The 16,863-nt window shown below is 68.5% G+C and carries 19 protein-coding genes and 1 tRNA gene; 7 read left to right on the top strand and 13 right to left on the bottom strand.

Translation table 11 applies throughout. From position 1 onward, the window contains the following. Window positions 1-100: 100 nt before the first annotated feature. Window positions 101-910 (bottom strand): succinylglutamate desuccinylase/aspartoacylase family protein, encoded by an 810-nt coding sequence (locus D3261_RS06240; RefSeq protein ID WP_120070368.1) that lies wholly within the window; start codon window positions 908-910, stop codon window positions 101-103. Window positions 911-1,023: 113 nt separating this feature from the next. On the opposite strand from D3261_RS06240, the gene D3261_RS06245 reads away from it, so the two are divergent. Both D3261_RS06245 and D3261_RS06250 read left to right on the top strand, forming a co-directional pair. Next, window positions 1,024-1,107, top strand: a tRNA-Leu gene (locus tag D3261_RS06245). A 155-nt stretch (window positions 1,108-1,262) separates the two neighbouring features. Continuing rightward, the gene (locus tag D3261_RS06250; RefSeq protein WP_120070371.1) at window positions 1,263-2,405 is read left to right on the top strand and encodes a DUF63 family protein; all 1,143 of its coding nucleotides are present in this window, start codon (window positions 1,263-1,265) and stop codon (window positions 2,403-2,405) included. Between the two features lie 308 nt (window positions 2,406-2,713). On the opposite strand, the gene D3261_RS06255 is transcribed toward D3261_RS06250, so the two are convergent. From D3261_RS06255 to D3261_RS06270, 4 genes are read right to left on the bottom strand one after another with little or no spacing between them, the layout of a single operon-like run. After that, window positions 2,714-4,426, bottom strand: coding sequence for a YcaO-like family protein (locus D3261_RS06255; RefSeq protein WP_120070373.1), 1,713 nt, complete (start codon window positions 4,424-4,426; stop codon window positions 2,714-2,716). Between the two features lie 48 nt (window positions 4,427-4,474). Then, a complete protein-coding gene (locus D3261_RS06260; protein ID WP_120070375.1) occupies window positions 4,475-4,984 on the bottom strand; it encodes an Lrp/AsnC family transcriptional regulator in 510 nt (169 codons plus the stop codon). Window positions 4,985-4,987: 3 nt separating this feature from the next. After that, window positions 4,988-5,833: an alpha/beta fold hydrolase gene (locus D3261_RS06265; RefSeq protein ID WP_120070378.1), complete on the bottom strand. Its 846-nt coding sequence runs from the start codon at window positions 5,831-5,833 to the stop codon at window positions 4,988-4,990. Beyond that, the gene (locus D3261_RS06270; RefSeq protein ID WP_120070380.1) at window positions 5,830-6,966 is read right to left on the bottom strand and encodes an acyl-CoA dehydrogenase family protein; all 1,137 of its coding nucleotides are present in this window, start codon (window positions 6,964-6,966) and stop codon (window positions 5,830-5,832) included. The genes D3261_RS06265 and D3261_RS06270 overlap by 4 nt, the downstream gene beginning before the upstream one ends. Window positions 6,967-7,101: 135 nt before the next feature. Here D3261_RS06270 and D3261_RS06275 point away from each other — a divergent pair, with 135 nt between their 5' ends. Continuing rightward, window positions 7,102-8,163 carry a zinc-dependent alcohol dehydrogenase family protein gene (locus D3261_RS06275; protein WP_120070383.1) on the top strand — a complete coding sequence of 354 codons (1,062 nt, stop codon included), beginning with the start codon at window positions 7,102-7,104 and terminating at the stop codon, window positions 8,161-8,163. A 79-nt stretch (window positions 8,164-8,242) separates the two neighbouring features. After that, a complete protein-coding gene (locus tag D3261_RS06280) occupies window positions 8,243-8,860 on the top strand; it encodes a hypothetical protein (RefSeq protein WP_120070386.1) in 618 nt (205 codons plus the stop codon). A 2-nt stretch (window positions 8,861-8,862) separates the two neighbouring features. On the opposite strand, the gene D3261_RS06285 is transcribed toward D3261_RS06280, so the two are convergent. From D3261_RS06285 to gatC, 5 genes are all read right to left on the bottom strand, one after another. Further along, window positions 8,863-9,600 (bottom strand): methyltransferase domain-containing protein, encoded by a 738-nt coding sequence (locus D3261_RS06285; RefSeq protein WP_120070389.1) that lies wholly within the window; start codon window positions 9,598-9,600, stop codon window positions 8,863-8,865. Next, window positions 9,597-9,998 carry a nascent polypeptide-associated complex protein gene (locus D3261_RS06290; protein WP_120070392.1) on the bottom strand — a complete coding sequence of 134 codons (402 nt, stop codon included), beginning with the start codon at window positions 9,996-9,998 and terminating at the stop codon, window positions 9,597-9,599. Before D3261_RS06290 ends, D3261_RS06285 begins: the two co-directional genes overlap by 4 nt. A gap of 239 nt (window positions 9,999-10,237) precedes the next feature. Continuing rightward, on the bottom strand, window positions 10,238-10,597 hold the full coding sequence (locus tag D3261_RS06295) for a hypothetical protein (RefSeq protein ID WP_233553907.1): 360 nt from the start codon (window positions 10,595-10,597) through the stop codon (window positions 10,238-10,240). 102 nt (window positions 10,598-10,699) lie between these two features. Then, on the bottom strand, window positions 10,700-11,983 hold the full coding sequence (gene gatA, locus D3261_RS06300; protein WP_120070394.1) for an Asp-tRNA(Asn)/Glu-tRNA(Gln) amidotransferase subunit GatA: 1,284 nt from the start codon (window positions 11,981-11,983) through the stop codon (window positions 10,700-10,702). Further along, entirely contained in the window at window positions 11,980-12,258 is a 279-nt protein-coding gene (gatC, locus tag D3261_RS06305) for an Asp-tRNA(Asn)/Glu-tRNA(Gln) amidotransferase subunit GatC (RefSeq protein ID WP_120070396.1), read from the bottom strand. Before gatC ends, gatA begins: the two co-directional genes overlap by 4 nt. A gap of 126 nt (window positions 12,259-12,384) precedes the next feature. On the opposite strand from gatC, the gene D3261_RS06310 reads away from it, so the two are divergent. Continuing rightward, window positions 12,385-12,870: an NUDIX hydrolase gene (locus D3261_RS06310; RefSeq protein WP_120070398.1), complete on the top strand. Its 486-nt coding sequence runs from the start codon at window positions 12,385-12,387 to the stop codon at window positions 12,868-12,870. Window positions 12,871-12,937: 67 nt separating this feature from the next. Here D3261_RS06310 and D3261_RS06315 read toward each other — a convergent pair whose 3' ends face one another. From D3261_RS06315 to D3261_RS06325, 3 genes are all read right to left on the bottom strand, one after another. Beyond that, window positions 12,938-13,990 (bottom strand): phytoene/squalene synthase family protein, encoded by a 1,053-nt coding sequence (locus tag D3261_RS06315; RefSeq protein WP_120070400.1) that lies wholly within the window; start codon window positions 13,988-13,990, stop codon window positions 12,938-12,940. Between the two features lie 83 nt (window positions 13,991-14,073). Beyond that, window positions 14,074-14,760 carry a PHP domain-containing protein gene (locus D3261_RS06320; protein ID WP_120070402.1) on the bottom strand — a complete coding sequence of 229 codons (687 nt, stop codon included), beginning with the start codon at window positions 14,758-14,760 and terminating at the stop codon, window positions 14,074-14,076. 344 nt (window positions 14,761-15,104) lie between these two features. Next, entirely contained in the window at window positions 15,105-15,593 is a 489-nt protein-coding gene (locus tag D3261_RS06325; RefSeq protein ID WP_120070403.1) for a GNAT family N-acetyltransferase, read from the bottom strand. 80 nt (window positions 15,594-15,673) lie between these two features. Between D3261_RS06325 and D3261_RS06330 the strand changes: the two genes are divergently transcribed. Both D3261_RS06330 and D3261_RS06335 read left to right on the top strand, forming a co-directional pair. Then, a complete protein-coding gene (locus D3261_RS06330) occupies window positions 15,674-16,081 on the top strand; it encodes a hypothetical protein (protein WP_120070405.1) in 408 nt (135 codons plus the stop codon). Between the two features lie 68 nt (window positions 16,082-16,149). Next, window positions 16,150-16,860, top strand: coding sequence for a helix-turn-helix domain-containing protein (locus D3261_RS06335; protein WP_120070407.1), 711 nt, complete (start codon window positions 16,150-16,152; stop codon window positions 16,858-16,860). The last annotated feature ends 3 nt before the right edge of the window (window positions 16,861-16,863 follow it).

The following is a 16,863-nucleotide window of genomic DNA, read 5'->3' on the forward strand; positions in this document are numbered from 1 at the left end:
GCTCCACGTCCATCCCGAGCAGGACGAACCTCGAACCGCTCGGTCGATACGCGGGATACGACACCCGCTATCCGAACGACTTCGACTGAGTACGCGGATCTCAGGTCGCTTCGCTTTCGACCCGTCCGCTGCCGAGTTTGCCGACGAGCTCCGCGGCGTAGCCGAACTCGTTCTCGTAGCCATAGGGCGACATCAACACGGGGTAGAAGGGTTCGTTCGCGACGAGCTCCTCGCCGTCGATGCTGGCGTAGGTCTCGCCCGCCGCGACCCGCTCGAAGTTGGTTGCCGGTACCCCGTAGTCGTCGGCGGCCTCCTTCGGGACCAGCCGCGTGAGCCGATAGAGCGGGAGTTCGCGCGTCGGCGAGCGCTCCCCGTCGAGCGCCCCAACGGCGGTGAGGAACTCCTCGGTGAGCGTGATGGCGTTCTCGGCGGCCTGCTCCGAACCCTGGTAGCCGCACTCGATTTCGAGGACCTCGGCGTGTCTGATGAGCCGGCCGTCGATGAAGTCGCTGGCGTCGACCACCGCGTCGAGCGAGAGCGACGGACAGACGGATTTGGCGAACGTCGCGTTCTCGTCGATCACCGCGAACGGTTCGGTGTAGGACTGCGTCGAGTGCATCGAGAGGCTGACACAGCCCTTGAGTTCGGTCAGGAGTTCCGCCGCGAGGCGTTTCTCGTGGGCGTCGCTGTCGGGGTCGCCCGGGAAGACCCGGTTGAGGTCGGCATCGAGGTAGCGGGTCTCCGCCGCGAGCGCCTCCTCGTTCGCGACGATACACTTGACCGGTCGTTTCACCTCGGGGGCGGCTTCGAGGAGGTGTTCGACCGCGCGGACGCCGCATGGTTCGTCGCCGTGGATCCCGCCGACGACGGCGATCTCGGGCTCGCCGTCGCCCAGCTGCTCGATTCGCATCTACCTGCTCTACTCGGCCCACCTTATTGAGTGACGCGATACGGATACGAACCACCGACCGAGGCGAGTGATCGCAACGTTTTACCCGGATCCCGGTCGACTCGATACTGCGTGCGAGGGTAGCCAAGTCTGGAAACGGCGGCGGATTCAAGCTCCGCTCCTGTAGAGGTCCACGGGTTCAAATCCTGTCCCTCGCACTGCGCGCCACCCGGCGCGAAAGTGCGGGCAAGATGGAGCGTCTTGCCCTCGCAAACTCCACATCGAGCCGGAGCGGCGCGACCGGCCCGAAACCCGAGCGCGTGGCGGGGATTCGACGGACTAAAGACGCGGCGTTCGTGAGCTACGGACGTTCATGGCCGCCATCGCTGACCGAACGGATCCCGTCAGAACGTGGCTCGCGGCGGCGGTCGTCGGCGTGGTGGCCATCGCGGGCGCGTCGGTCGCGTTCCCGAAAGCCGTCTACACGAACTTCGTCTGGCGGTACTTCTGGGGTCCCATCGACGCCGACGCCCACAACGCGGTCTGTGCGATCCGGGCGAACGGGATGGTCGAGCGGCTCGGGACCGCGGACGCCTGCCAGGTCGCGGTCAGTCGGGGATTCACCGTCGCCGAACCCGGCTACACCTTCGTCTCGGAGGCCGGCTACGCGCTCGTCCTCCTGTTCATGCTCGCCGGGGTCCTCCTGCTCGTGCGCCGGCTCGGCATCGGCACCGACCGGCGGGTCGTGTTCGCGTTGATCCCGTTCGTCCTCTTCGGCGGTGCGCTCCGAACCGTCGAGGACGCCGCCGACGTCGTGCCCGCGAGCGTGGCCACCGGGATCGACTACCCCGCGAGCGCCCTCATCATCAGCCCGGTGATCTACGTCACCGTCTTCCTCGTCACCCTCGTCGCGCTGCTCGCCAGTCTGTGGCTCGCGCGCCGTGACATCGTCGGGCGGTACGAGGACGCGCTCGCGGGCTTCGGGACCCTCGCGCTCGCGGTCACCGTCGGCTATCTCGGCTACCTCGCGGCGACGACCGAGTACCTGGGCTTCTACCCGCAGATGCTGGTCGCGACCATCGGGATCGCCTCGGCCATCGCCATCGGGGTCTACCTCGCCATCGACCGCCTCGCGCCCGCGCTCAACGCCGGCACGGGCACCATCGGCCTCGCGATCCTCTGGGCCCAGGGCATCGACGGCGTCGCGAACGTCATCGCCTCCGACTGGTGGAACGCCATCGGCCTCCCGTTCGAGTACACCGCGAAACACCCCGTGAACGAACTCATCGTGGGCTTCACCGAACTCGTCGTTCCCCACTCCGTCATCCTGGTCATCGGCGACTCCTGGCCGTTCCTCGTCGTGAAGATCGCACTCTCGGTCGGCGTGATCTGGCTGTTCGAGGAGTCCATCTTCGAGGACAGCCCGCGCTACGCCTACCTTCTGATGCTCGCCATCATCGTCGTCGGGCTCGGGCCCGGGACGAGAGATATGCTTCGGGCGACCTTTGGGATCTGAGAACCCCACCTTTTGCTGCGCTCAGTCGCTCGCTAGCGCTCGCTCCCTCGCTGGCAAAATGTGGATCAAAAGCGCGTCGGGTTCCCGCTGGTCACCCTCGCGCCCGCTCGCTTCCTCCGGTCGCTCGCGGTGCAATCACTAATCACTGCCACAACCGCACAGCACCGCCGAAGCCCTCGGGCCTCACTCCGTTCGGCCCTCGCCCTTCATCCACCAGGACCGCAGCCGCCAACCGCTAACTGCACCGCAACCGCCCCGCAGCCGCACCACGACCGCTGGCCGCACCGCAACCGGCGCACGGCCGAGCGCTACGGATACGGATGGAACGCCCGGTCGAGGTCCGCCTCGAAGCCCAACGCCGCGGGAACCTCGCGGGCCCGCTCGCCGAAGTACGGCTCGTCGGTGAACAGCGGCTGGGCGTCCGGCACCAGCACCCGTACCGCCTCGAAGCCGAGCGATTCGACGTCCCTCGGGGTGAGCCGTGCGGCGTAGGCGTCGAGACCCGCGTCTTCGATCCGGTCGAGCAGCATTCCGAGTTCGTCCTCCCCTTCGGGCACCGTCTCGGGGCCGGCGCTCGCCGCCGGGATCTGGCCGTCGACGTCGAAGAAGGCCGCCGCCTCACCGGGCTCGGCGGCATAGCGCCCGACTGCACCGCCCGCCGCATCGGCCTCCTCGGGCCCCATCGCGCGGAGCTCCATCCAGTTCTGGAGCGCCTCCGCGAGCGCCGCCCCCGCCGCCGCCTCGGGGTCGAAGTCCGCCGCCGACCCGACCGCGAGCTGGGGCCACTCGCCACGTCCAACCCCGACCGCCACCACCGGCACGTCGACGTCCTGGGTGATCAGCGCCGCACGAACCGTCAGGTCCTCCGAGCGCGCCCGCGCGGCCAGCGTCGCGAACGGTTCGGCGTCGACGGCCAACCCGAGCGGCTCGAACGACGAGTACCACGACACCATCGCGGCGTCGCGCTCGATCACCTCGTAGAGCCCCGAGCACAGCGCCTCCGCACCCGAACTCCCGAGCCCCAGTCCCGTGGTGATCGACGGGCCGTGACGGCGTTCGGGCGGCGGGAAGGTCACGAACTCCGCCGGTAGTTGGACAGAATCACCGGTCGAGAGCTGTTCGCCCTCGACCCACGGTATCGAGTCGTCGGGGTCGGCGTCGATCCCCTCGGGCAGCACGAACGACGACGGCGACACCGAGTTCTCCACCGCCTCGGGTGCGCCCCGAACGAACGACGAATCCCGGTAGACCCCGGCGCTGTAGCGTTCGAGCGCCTCGCCGAGCGCCTTCATCAGCGCCTCGTCCCAGCCGACCGCGACCCCGGCGGCCTCGCTCGCCGCGCTGGCCTCGCTGAAGCCAGCGGTCTCGCCGCCCCGCGCGAGGTAGTACGGTGCGGGGAACGACGCGACCTCGCCGACCTCGCGAACGATCCCCGTCCGCCGGTCGAGCGCCTGCTCGGCACGCCCGAGTGTTGCATCGAGGTCGCGCTCCTCGTGGTCGCGACGGAGCGCCGTCCGTCGATCGTCGTCGGGCTCGCACTCGCAGTTCGGCACCGCCAACAGCCGACGTTCGGCGTGCGGGACCTCGACTACCCCGCCGAGCACCGTCGACTCCTCGCCCTCGACGAGCCGGCGCGTCTCGTAGCCCGCCCGTGCGCCCGCGAGCCACGCGGTCGCGTCGTCGACCTCGTCGGGGTCGCCCGCGGTCTCCTCGATGTTCGCCTCGACGCGGGTACAGAGACAGGTATAGCAGGCCGTGCCGGGGGCGAACCCGGAGACCGCGGCCGTACACACCCCACGACCGGCGAGCCCACCTAGCTCGACCGCGAGCCACGGGGTTTCGTTCGCCAGCGCGACCGCGTTCGCCTCGCTGAAGGCCGCCGCGCCCGCGGTGTCCACGACCACGGCGAGGTCGACCCCGCCGATGTCGCTCGCCTCGGTTTCCTCGACAGTCGCCGCGTCGCCGAGCGCCGCCCGGACCGCGTCCGTCGCGGGGCCCGACCCGACGATTCCGACGTTCATACCCGGGCCACACGCCCCGTCGCAAAAGGTCCCGCTATTCGCTCCCGCTCACTCCCCGAGGCTTTCGAGGAGTTCGGGGTCGGTGCCGAACTTCAGGACGTTCGTCACCACCGAGTTCCGGATGTTCGAGACCACGCCGCCGTGGGCCTTGTAGAACTCGTGGATCCACCGGGACTCGGCCTCGCGGCTCGGGAACATCATCACCGTCTTCCACTGGTACTCGCCGTCCGAGAGGAAGTAGAACAGCGTGTTCGGCGAGTCGCGGATGTACTCCATCGCGGGCCGCCAGCCCTCGGCGAACCGCTCGCCGTTGAACTTGAACTCGAACAGCCCGAAGATGAAGAACTCCTCGTTCGGGATGATCGCCTCGCGGAAGACGCCCGCCTCGCGCATCCGGCGGATCGACTCGCTCACGGTGACGTGCGAGACGTCGATGTCGTACTTCTCGGCGAGCACGCCGGTGAGCTGGCGCGAGGAGACCTGCGGGTCCCGGGCGAGCTCGCGCAGGATCGTGACGTCGCGCTCGGAGAACTCCCATTCCGGGGTGTCGTCGCTCATCGATTATCCATCGAGGAACTCCCGGAGCGCCGTGTTATAGCCATCGGTCCGGTCCTCCATCACCCAGTGGTAGCCCTCGTCGAGCGCGGTCACTTCTCCACCCGTGTCGTCGGCGAGCCGCTCGGCGTACTCCATCGATTGAAGGACGTCGTCCGCGCCCCAGAGACAGAACACGTCCGCCGAGATCTCCCCATACTCGATCTCGGTCGTGTGGTTGGTGTTCGTCGCCACCGCACACCGTGCGAGCGAGGTGCGTCCTTCTTCCGAGAGCCACGGGGCGAGCATTCCCTCGACGAACTCGGGGTCCGCCTCGCCATAGGTTCCCTGCGAGAACACCGAGCCGACGTGGTCTTCGAGCTCGTCGAACGCCATCTCGGTCGTCTTCGGCAACCCGAGGTTCGAGATGAACTCGACCGGCCAGGAGTCGTAACAAACCGCGTTCGAGACGACGAGTTCGTCCACCCTATCGGGATGGTGGGCGGCGTACCGGAGCGCGACCCCGCCGCCGATGTCGTGGGCGACCAGTGAGACCCTGTCGAGACCGAGGGCGGAGAGTAGTTCGTCGAGCATCGCCTCCTGGGCCCGGATCGACCGGTCGAACCCGTCGGCCATCGCGGAGTTGCCGTACCCCAGGAGATCGGGGACGACCACCCGACGATCCTCCGCGACCGCGGGCGTGACGTTACGCCAGAGGAACGACCAGGTGGGGATCCCGTGGAGGAAGACGACCGGCGGGTCGTCGGCGGTACCCGATTCCGGGCCGTCGTCGCGGTAGGCTACCGAGAGGTCGTGGCCGTCGACGGTCACGGTCGTCGTCTCCTGTTCGGCCGCCCAGTCCTCGTGGTTCATAGTATCCGGTCGGCGATGATGTTCTTCTGGATCTCGGAGGTGCCCTCGTAGATCTTGGTGATCCGGGCGTCGCGGTAGTAGCGTTCGGCAGGGTGGTCGGAGACGTAGCCCGCGCCGCCGAAGACCTGGAGCGCCTCGTCGGCGACGTCGACGGCATGCTCGCTCGCGAAGAGCTTGGCCATGCTCGCGAAGCGCACCGCCTCGTCCGACCCGTCACCGACCGCGCTCGCGGCGCGGTAGGTCAGCGACCGCGCGGCCTCGACGTCCGTCGCCATCTCGGCGAGCTTGTGCTGGATGGCCTGAAATTCACTGATCGGTTGGTCGAACTGCTCGCGCTCGGTCGCGTACTCGCGGGCGGCGTCGAGCGCCCCCTGCCCCGCGCCGACCGCCTGCGCCGCTACGCTGGTGCGCCCGGAGGCGAAGAACTCCATCAGCTGGTAGAAGCCCTCGTCGACCTCGCCGATGACGTTCGCCTCCGGGATCCGAACCCCTTCGAGGCGGACCTCCGCGAGGTCAGAGGCCCGGATCCCGAGCTTGTTGGTGATCTTCTCGGGGGTGAAGCCGTCCGTCTCGGTGGGGACGAGGAACGCCGTGATCCCCCGATGGCCCGCGCCGGGGTCGGTCTTCGCCATCACCACGGCGACGTCGGCCACCGAGCCGTTCGTGATCCACATCTTGTTGCCGTCAATGACCCACTCGTCGCCCTCCTTCTCGGCGGTGGTCTCCATCCCCGCGACGTTCGAGCCGTGGGCCGGCTCGGAGATCGCGCTCGCGGAGGCCGAGTCACCCCCCGCGATCCGCGGGAGCCACTCCTCCTTCATCCACTCGTCACCGTACTCGATGATCATGTCGCTCCCGAAGCCCGCCGAGCCCACTGCACTCCCAATGCCGGGGTCGGCGCGCCAGAGCTCCTCCGTGACGAGGGTGGTCGAGAGCTTGTCCATCCCCGCACCCCCGTACTCCTCGGGGATGTTCGGCGCGACGAAGTCGTACTTCGCGGCCTCGCGCCGGAGATCCTCAGGGTACTCGCCGGACTCGTCGTGTTCGCGCGCGACGGGGACGATCTCCTCCTCGGCGAACCCCCGGACCGCCTTCCGGATCGCCTCGTGCTCGCCCGATAGCTGGAACGCCATGCGTGGGAATAGGCTTCCAGCGAAAAGTACCTTCCTGCCGTAGATGAACGACGGTAATTCGAGGTCGGAAAAACGTCCACGATCGCCTGATCTGTACAGAACGATTATGAACGTAGGGCGTGAAGGCCACGCACCATGCGAGCAGCTGTCCTCGAAGACTACGGCGAACCGCTCGACATCCGTGACGTAGACGCGCCGGACCCGGGACCGGAGGGGGCAGTGGTGGAACTCGAAGCCTGTGGCATCTGCCGAAGCGACTGGCACGGCTGGCAGGGCGACTGGGACTGGCTCGGCATCCAACCACAACCGGGCCAGATCCTCGGTCACGAACCCGCGGGCCGGGTGGTCGCGGTCGGCGACGACGTCGAGAACGTCGCCGAGGGCGATTCAGTGACGGTGCCGTTCAATCTGGGCGACGGCACCTGCCCGCAGTGTCGCACCGGCCACGGCAACGTCTGTGAGAACGTTCGACCACTGGGATTCGTCGAGTCCGTCCCGGGTGCGTTCGCCGAACAGCTCCGGGTACCCGTCGCGGACCAGAACGCCGTCTCGCTCCCCGACGGCGTCTCACCGGTCGACATGGCGGGGCTCGGCTGTCGGTTCATGACCTCGTTCCACGCGCTCGCCCACCGAGCCGACGTCGGCGGCGGCGACTGGGTCGCGGTCCACGGCTGTGGCGGCGTCGGGCTCTCGGCGGTCCACATCGCGAGCGCGCTCGGCGGCAACGTGGTCGCGGTCGACCTCGAGGACGGCAAACTCGAGAAGGCCAACGAACTCGGCGCGAGCGAGACGGTGAACGCGAGCGAGGTCGAGAACGTCCCGGGCGAGGTCAAGGCCATCACGAACGGCGGCGCGACGGTCTCGGTCGACGCGCTCGGGATCGCGACCACCTGCCGAAACTCCGTGATGAGCCTCGCGACCCACGGCCAGCACATCCAGGTGGGGCTCTCGACCCAGGACGAGGGTGGGGAGGTCTCGCTCCCGACGGACCTGATGGTGATGCAGGAGATCGAGTTCATCGGCTCGCTCGGAATGCCGCCGACGGACTACGACGAGATATTCCGGATGGTCGGCGACGGCAAACTCGACCCCAGTGCCGTGGTCTCCGAGACCGTGACGCTCGACGACGTCTCGAGTCGTCTGGAAGCGATGAGCGACTTCGGAACGATGGGCATCCCGGTCATCGACAGTTTCTGAGGACCCCTGTGGCACCGAGCCACACCGGCAAGCGGTTGGCGGGGCGATAACTCATCACCGTCGAAGCCCGACCGTCGCTATGGTCGACCGTGACGAAACGCCGGACCTCCCGAGCGAACGTCTCGACGCCGGCGGTTGGGCGCACGCCGAGACGACCACCGAGACGCTGTTCCGCCTCCCGACGATACAGGTCGTCGGCACGACCGTGCTCTACGAGGACGCGGAGCTTCGGGCGCGGCTTCGCGGGGCGACCGACGGCGACCTCGATGCGCCCTGGCGGTTCTTCTTCACCACCCGGCTCGACTTCCGACCACCGCTCGCACCCGGTATCGGCCCCGCGGCGCTCCTCCCGACGGTCGCGACCGAGGCACGGCGCACGTTCGCGGACGACCTCCGGGAGCGCGGCTTTCGGGACGTGGACCGCGGCCGAACCCAGCGAGCCCGAACGCGGTCGGGCGAGCGCCTCCGCCTCACGAAGTACACCGCGCGCTACGCGGTCGCGTGGGGTGACGGATTCGACGTCGACATCGAGGGCTGGCTCGGGGTCTGGGTTCGAAAAGGGAGCTTTCGCCTCGCCGGCGGCGCGTACCCGACACGGGGCTTCACGGAACTGCTCACGGCGGTTGGCGAAGAGGCTCCCAACGACCCGCGCGAGTACCGCGGCGACCTCCTCGACCTGATAAGAGCGGTCGAGTAGCGCTACGCCCGCGCGAAGACGAGATAGCCGGTGTGGCCGACGCCGGCGGTCGAGGGGCGCGTGCCGCGCTCGCCGACGTCCATCTCGCGCTGGATAGTCTCGTAGGTCTCGGGGTCGAGCCCCACCTCGCGCGCCGTCTCGACGGTCTCGCGAACGCTCTCGATGAACGGCGAGTAGACCGCCAGGAATCCCCCGGGAACCAGCAGGTCGGGGACGTGTTCGACGATCGCCGGTGCGTCGCCGGTGTCGAGCGTCACGAGGTCGAACTCCGAGTGTGTCTCGAGGTCGTCGAGCCCGTCGCCGGTTCTGACCTCGACGGTGCCGTACTCGTTTTCGCGCCCGTCGACGCCCGCGAGCGCCATGTTCTCGCGCGCGACCTCGGCGAACTCGGGGTCGCGCTCGTAGCTCACGACCGAGGCCCCCGTGCGCCCGAGACAGGCCGCGAGCACGCCGGTACCGGTGCCGATATCGAGCACTCGATCGCTCGCCGAAACGCCGGTGTGCCCTATCACCAGCCCGATATCCCGAGGGAGCATCGGCGCGCCGGTGCGCTCGAAGTGCTCGAAGAGGTCGGGCCCCCGGAGTCCACGCACCCGGAACTCGGTTCCGAGGTGGGTCTCGACGGTGTCCCCCGTCTCGATCTCGTCCGGGACGTCGAGATAGCCGAGGTCGGTTTCGAGGCGCTCGCCCGGCTCGCGGAGGTACTCACGACCCTCGCCGACCAACAGGACGGCGGTCACTCCAGCCGCGAGACCGCCGCCGCGAGGTCGCCGTCCTCGGCTTCGAGGGCTTCGCGCGCGGTCTCCTCGGTCGCGCCGGTGCGCTGGGCGACGATCTCGACGTCGGCGTCCGGAATGCCGCCGGCATCCCCACCGGTGTCGGCCGACTCGCTCCCGTCGTCGAGCGGGGTCGCCTCGACGGTGTCGCCCGCCGCGCGGCTCTCGGGCTCGCCGGTGATGGTGTAGGTCGCCTGGCCCTGGGCGTCCATCCGCTGGACCTCGGCGTCCGTGAAGACGAGTTCCTCGTCGGGGGTCCGGATCACGATCTCCTCAGCATCGATCTCCTCGATGTCGATCCCCATCTGTTTCATCATCTGCTGGAGCTTCCGCGGATTCATGCCGCCGCCTCCTCCGAACATGGTTCGACAAAACGAAGCCAGCGACTTGTTCCTTCCGGACCCACCTTTTGCTGCGGTCGCTCACTTCGTTCGCTCCCTAGCAAAATGTGGATCAAAAGCCAGCGTCACCCCCTCGTTTCACTCGGGGGTTCCTCGGCCCGCTCGCTCACTCCGTTCGCTCGCGGTACAACCACTAGCACCTCCGCAACCGCAACCGCACGGCACCGCCGAAGCCCTCGCTCGTTCCACTCGCTCGCCCTTCATCCGCCAGGACCGCAACCGCCGCAGCCGCACCGCGGCCGCTCGGCCGTCACCGAGCACCCGCGAACCCCTATCGCTGGGTCGTGTTTCCGACCGGGAGATGCCGTCGGAGCCAGCGGTCCCAGCGCCAGGTGACGGCCGACCATCCCGAGACCCAACAGCGCGAGAAACACGCTGAAACCACCCTGGAGGCTGAGCAGCGAGCCCTGGACCGCCGCATCGATGATACCCAGTAAGCCGATGACCAACAGCGCGCTCCCGATCGCCATCGCCACGAGATCCGAGATCATCGCATGCACCTCGTCACGCACCGCCCGACGCGCTACCTCGTACACCTCACGCTTCTCCTTCGGATCCATCTTTCATCCACTACTCATCACTTACGTGTAAATAACCGTTTCCTGCCACCAGAATAGCACACGGATCCCCGCTACCGTTCGAACAGAACCGCCTCAGGTCAGCTACTCGACCGCGCTCGCCGCCCGGATGATCGCTTCCTCGCCGAAGGCCGGGCCGACGAACTGCGCGCCGACCGGCAGGCCGTCGGCCGTCCCCGCGGGCACCGATATCGCGGGGAGGTCCGCGAGGTTCACCGGCACCGTGTTCGCGTCCATGAGATAGAGCTGGAGCGGGTCGTCGAGGCTCTCGCCGAGTTTGGGGGGCAGGACGGGCATCGTCGGCGAAGCCAGCACGTCCGCCTCGGCGAGCGCGTCGTCGAAGTCCCGCTTGATCCACGCGCGGGCGTCCTGGGCCTTCTTGTAGTACTTGTCGTGGTAGCCCGCCGAGAGCGCGTAGGTTCCGAGGAGGATCCGGCGCTTCACTTCTGACCCGAAGCCCGCCTCGCGCGAGCGAGCGAACGCGTCGTTCCAGTTCCCGTCGTAGTCACCCTCGTCCGACGCGCCCGAGACCCCGTATCGAACCCCGTCGAACCGCGCGAGGTTCGAGGAGGCCTCCGACATCGCGATGACGTAGTAAGCCTGGACAGCGTGGGCGAGCGAATCGAGGCTCACCTCGCGAACCTCGGCTCCCTGCGCTTCGAGGTCCGCGATGGTCCCCTCGAAGGCCGCGGTCACGCCCTCGTCGGCTCCCGAGACGAGCTCCGAGAGCACCCCGATCGTCATCCCGTCGACGTCGCCGTCGGCGGCCGCCGCGTAGTCGACATCCCTCTCCTGCTTTCGCGTCGTCGCGTCGTGCTCGTCCGGCCCCGCGATCACGTCGAGGAGCTCGGCGGCTTCCTCGACCGTGGGCGCGAGCGGCCCGATCTGCTCCAAACTATTGGCGTAGGCGACCAGTCCGTAGCGCGAGACCAACCCGTAGGTGGGTTTGATCCCGACGACGCCGCAGAAGGCCGCCGGACAGCGTACCGATCCTCCAGTGTCCGAACCGAGCGCGAGGTCGGCCTCGCCCGCCGCCACCGCCGCGGCGCTCCCGCCCGAGGACCCACCGGGAACACGCTCCTCGTCGACGGGATTCGTCGTCGGCCCGAAGTGGGAGGTCTCCGTGGTGGTGCCCATCCCGAACTCGTCCATGTTGGTCTTGCCGACGATGGTCGCCCCCGACTCCTTCAGCCGCTCGACGACGGTGGCGTCGTAGGGCGGCACGTAGTCGGCGAGCATCGCCGATCCACACGTGGCCTCGACGCCCTCAGTGCTGATGTTGTCCTTCACCGCGACCCGTCGGTCGTCGAGCACGCCGGACTCTGCGGCTTCGATCGTCTCGTGGCTGATGAACGCGTCGTGGCTCATCCGACCGGCGGCCCCTCGAAGTAGCCGTTCTCGGTCGCCGGTGCGTTGCCGAGGGCGTCCGCCTGGGACAACCCCTCCCGTACCTCGTCGGTCCGGAGGACGTTCACGAGGTCGGGCTCGGCCTCGACCGCGGGCACCTCGTCGAGCGCCGCGAAGGAGTCGAGGATCTCGGCGAACTGCGCCGCGAACCGCTCGCGCTCGTCGGGCGTGAGGTCCACCCGCGCGAGCTCGGCGACGTGCTCGACCGTCTCGGGGTCGACCGCCGTTTCGCTCATATCCGACGACGGCGAGCGCGACCACTAAGCGTTTCGAATGTCCGACCATCACGGGGATGCCACGTCCCCTCCCCGACAACTCCCCGGGACCGGAAGCTCGAAATCCCGACCGCTCACCACCTCGGTATGGAGACGACCCGGCACTTCACCGCCACCGTGTACCTCGTCAACGACGGCGCGGTCGCGCTTCACCACCACCCCAAACTCGGCATTCGGATCCCGCCCGGCGGCCACGTCGACCGCGACGAGCTCCCGCACGAGACCGCGATCCGAGAGGTTCGCGAGGAGACGGGGTACGAGGTCGACCTGCTCGGCGACGCCCCCGTGGTCGACGCCCCGGACGGTCGCGCGCTCCCGACGCCACGCTACCAGCTGTGCTACGACATCGACGTGGGTTCCGAGGGCGTCTATCACCAGCACATCGACCAGGTCTACTTCGCGCGGGCTCCCCACCGCGAGATCGCCCCCGCCGGTGACGACGAACCGGGCCCCGAGGCGTGGGACTGGTACACCCCCACGGATCTCGACGCCGAAGCAGGTAGCGACTCGCTGGGACGTGATACGATCCGGATCGCGAAGGAAGCGCTCGCGGCGGCCGAGCGCATCGATTGAGCACGCCGGCGGGAGCGACGGCGGCTAGACCGCCGAACCGCGACGTCCGCCTCGTTCCCGAAGCGGGCTACCCAGCCCGGTGAAAGGGTTTTCTGGCTACCGTCGCGGAAAGCGACGAGAGGGCTTCGCGGTCGACGCCCTCGGCGAACTGCTCGACGATCGCGAACACTTCGGCCTGGGAGACCTTCACGCCGCCCTCGCGGATCACGTCCTCGGGTCGGTCGGTGAGTTCCCGGAGCGTGCCGACCGCGAGGAGGTAGGGGACCGCCCACGCCGCGAGGGTGTTGCCGCTGGTCTCGGGTGTGGCTTCGAGGTAGGTCCGCGCGCCGTCGAGGTAGCCCGTGGCGTGCTCGGCGACGCGACGAACGACGGACGCGACGGCCGGGACGTTCTCGTCGGCACAGACTCGCTCCTGGTCGACGCCGTGCTCGCGGAGCCACGCCGCCGGGAGGTAGACGTTGTTCTCCTCGTGGTAGTCGTCGGTGACGTCTTTCGCGACGTTCACGAGTTGAAGGAGGAGGCCGAAGGCGCGGTCGTGTTCGCGGAGGTGGCGGACCCGCTCGGGCGGGGCGTCGCGCGCGAGGAGGTTGGTCACGAGGGTGCCGACGGTGCCCGCGACGTACCAGCAGTACTCCTCGAGTTCGTCGAGGCTCTCGATACGGATGCCGCCCGTCTCGGTGTGGCGCTCGACGAACATCGCCATCCCGTCGACGAGTTCGCGGATCGGGTCGCGGACCGCCGCCTTCGCCGTCGGGTCGAGGCCGTCGAAGGTCCTGACGACGCGGTCGGCTCGGGCGACCACCGTCCAGTCGTCGTCGAGGTCGGCCGGAAGCCACGGTTCGACGGCCGCCACGAACGCCTCGATGTCGGTGGCGTCGTCGGGGTCGAGCGCGCGGCTGTAGGTCGAGAGCAGTTCGGCCTGGTCCTCGTCCGGGATGTGACCGGCGTCCTCGACGGTGTCGGCGACCCGACAGAGGAGGTAGCTCACGCAGACCTCGGTCGCCATCGGTTCGTCGAGCGCCGAAACCGTGAGTGCGAACGTCCGGGAGGTGCCCTGCAGCGCGTCGTGGCACCACCGTCGGTCGTCGGCGTCGGTCGGCTCGCTGGCGGTGGAGGTCATTCTCACCCTCCCTTCGGGATCACGTCACAAAAGCCCTCACAAAACCGTCGGTCAGCGCACATCGATTTCGGATCTCGTCCGGCCTACCCGAAGAGACCCGTGACCCGGCTCCGGATCCGGCGTTTGACCCCGCCGCTCGCCTGCCGGAGGCTGATCCGCCACGGGGTCCGTTTGCCGATGACCTCGGTCCGTCCGGCCGTGACCCCGTCGAGCACGCCCGAGACGGTTCGCTCGGCGGCGTCGACCTTCGTCACGGCCTGGCCGACCATCTCCGCGATGTGGGCGTCGCTCCCCGCGGTCATCGGGAGGTCGTTCGCGCGGGCGAACCGTTCGGCGTGGCGGTTCGAGCGCCCGGTCAGGAGTCGGGAGTTGTAGATCTCGATCGCGTCGGCGGTGGCGAGTTCGGCGCGCGTGATGTGGGGCGCGACCCCAGAGCGCGAGCGCTGGAAGGGATGGGGGACCACCGCGATGCCGCCCTGGTCGCGGATCGCGGCGAGGGTCTCGCCGAAGGAGAGCCCCGCCGGGACCCGCTCGCTGATCCCGAGCGCGAGGACGTGGCCCGCGGCGGAGGTGACCTCCGAACCGGGGATCCCGATCAACCCGTAGTCGGCGGCCCGGTCGGCGGCCGCGAGGCTGGCGTCGATCTCGTCGTGGTCGGTGATCGCGAGCGCGTCCAGCCCGACCGCTTCGGCCTGGGCCAGGAGGAGGTCGACGGGGTCGCGGCCGTCGAACGACAGCTCGGAGTGACAGTGTAACTCGACCGACAGCACGGGTAGCGGTTCGCGCGACGGAGCAAAAAGGGCTCGGTGTTCGCCCGCTCGCCCGGCCGTACATCCGATCTCGACCGGTTGGTTCCCAGTTCCGGTCGCCGGATGCAGTCGGCGCGCGCTCGCGCTCGTGCGTGAGTGAAACGAACGCCGAGTGCGGACACTGTGCGAGGGATGAACGACGCGAGGGCGAAGCCCGAGCGGAGTGAATCGGCTGGGGAGGCGTGTGGCCGTCGCGTGGCGGGTGCGGTGGCGGGGCGGTCTCTCGTTTGCATCGAGATCTGGTAGCTGCCCCTGTCGCCGTTCGGGATGAAATTATTCGACGTGGTCTCCTCGCTATCGAGAGTTCAGTGCTCGCGCATCAGGAGCTCGCCCCAGGGCTCGAAGCCGTGACGTTGGTAGACCCCATTCGCGGGGCCGTTGTCGGGGTCGACATCGAGCGCGACCCGATCGAGCGGGAGGTCCTGGGCCTCGACACACGCGAAGGCCGCGTCGAGCAGGTCGTCGACCAGACCGCTCCCGCGGTGTGCCTCGCCGACGTAGAGTTCGTTCACCACGCCCGCATCCCAGATCATCGAGAGTTCCTCGGGGAGGACGAAGACGTAGCCCGCGAGTTCCTTCCCCTCCGCGTCGGCCACCGCGATACACTTGGAGTCGTGCTCAACGCACCACGCCGCCCAGTCGAGGTAGCGCTCGCGGTAGTCCTCGTCGAGTTTGTCGTCGTAGGTGTCGGCCTTCTCGTCGCCACCGAGGCCACCGAGTTCGCCTTCGAAGCGCTCTTTCAGGCCCCACAGTGACGACGAATCCCGGTCCGGGTCGTATCGTCTGGTCTCCATGCCGGTGGGTGGTCGAGTGCGTAGTTACGCGTTCCGAGACCATCGGAAGGGCTATTCAAGCGTCCTTCCATCGCCGAGTCGTGTCTCGACTCTCGGCCCTCGCCCGATACGTGCTCGCGTTTTTGGGACTGTTCGCGGTCATCCAGCCGGTACCCGTCCTGTTCATCCCGCCGGATCCGTTCTCGCAGTTGATTGCGTCCGGAGTCACCCTCGTTCTCGCTGTCCCGGCGACGGTGGTGTTCGTCCGGCGGTCGCTGTCCGTCCAGCGCCTCTTCCTGTATATTCTCTGTATGTTCGTCGCCGCGTTCGTGGTTCTCGCGCTCACCTCGTTCGTGCTGACGGGAATCGGCGCTTCGTACGCGGCGCTCGCCGATTACGGTCTCCGGGGGATCCTCTTCCAGACGTTCCTGCTCCTCGTCTCGTACGCCATCGCGTTCCACCTCGTCTACCGTGGCGGCTACGCCCGACTGAAAGCCCGGTTCGCGTAGGCCTGCCGTCGCTCCCGGATTCGTGCGAAGGCCAGTAGGGTTTTATTCGGGCCGTAGGTGTGGTGGGTATGACCGACCGCGGCCCGCGCCGGGAGCTCGCGAGCAAGATCGCCGGCGACGTGGTGCTGAGCGACGACCCCGGCGCGACGATCCGGAAGTGGCGCACCGACTTCGACGTCCCCCAGACGGCGCTCGCCGACGAACTCGACATCTCGGCCTCGGTGGTCTCCGACTACGAGAGCGGTCGGCGGCAGAGCCCCGGCATCGGCGTCGTCAGACGCATCGTGACCGGCCTGCTCGACATCGACGAGGCGCGCGGCGGCGAGCACCTCCGTCAGTACGCCCGTCTCCTCTCGATGGGGTTCGAGGGCGAGGTCGTCCGCGACCTCCGGGAGTACCCGACGCCCGTACGGCTCGGTGTGTTCTACGACGCCATCGACGCCACCGAGATCGTCGGGGGAACCGGCGACACCGTCGCGGGCCACACGGTCATCAACTCGATCGAGGCGATCGTCCGGCTCTCCACCGAGGAGTTCTATCGGCTCTACGGCCAGAGCACGAACCGCGCGCTCGTCTTCACCGGCGTCTCGAACGGTGAGGGGGCCCTCGTCGCCCTCCGGGTCTTCACCCAGACCCCGACCGCGGTGGTGCTCCACGGCCTCGACACCGAGGACCTCTGGGAGCACGCCCCGGCGCTCGCGCGTGCCGACGGCTTCTCGCTCGCGGTGACCGACGGCGACCTCGAGACGATGCTCGACGCCCTCGGCGGGATGACCTGAGTT

It is taken from the genome of Halococcus sp. IIIV-5B (assembly GCF_003602035.1).
Lineage (GTDB): Archaea > Halobacteriota > Halobacteria > Halobacteriales > Halococcaceae > Halococcus > Halococcus salsus.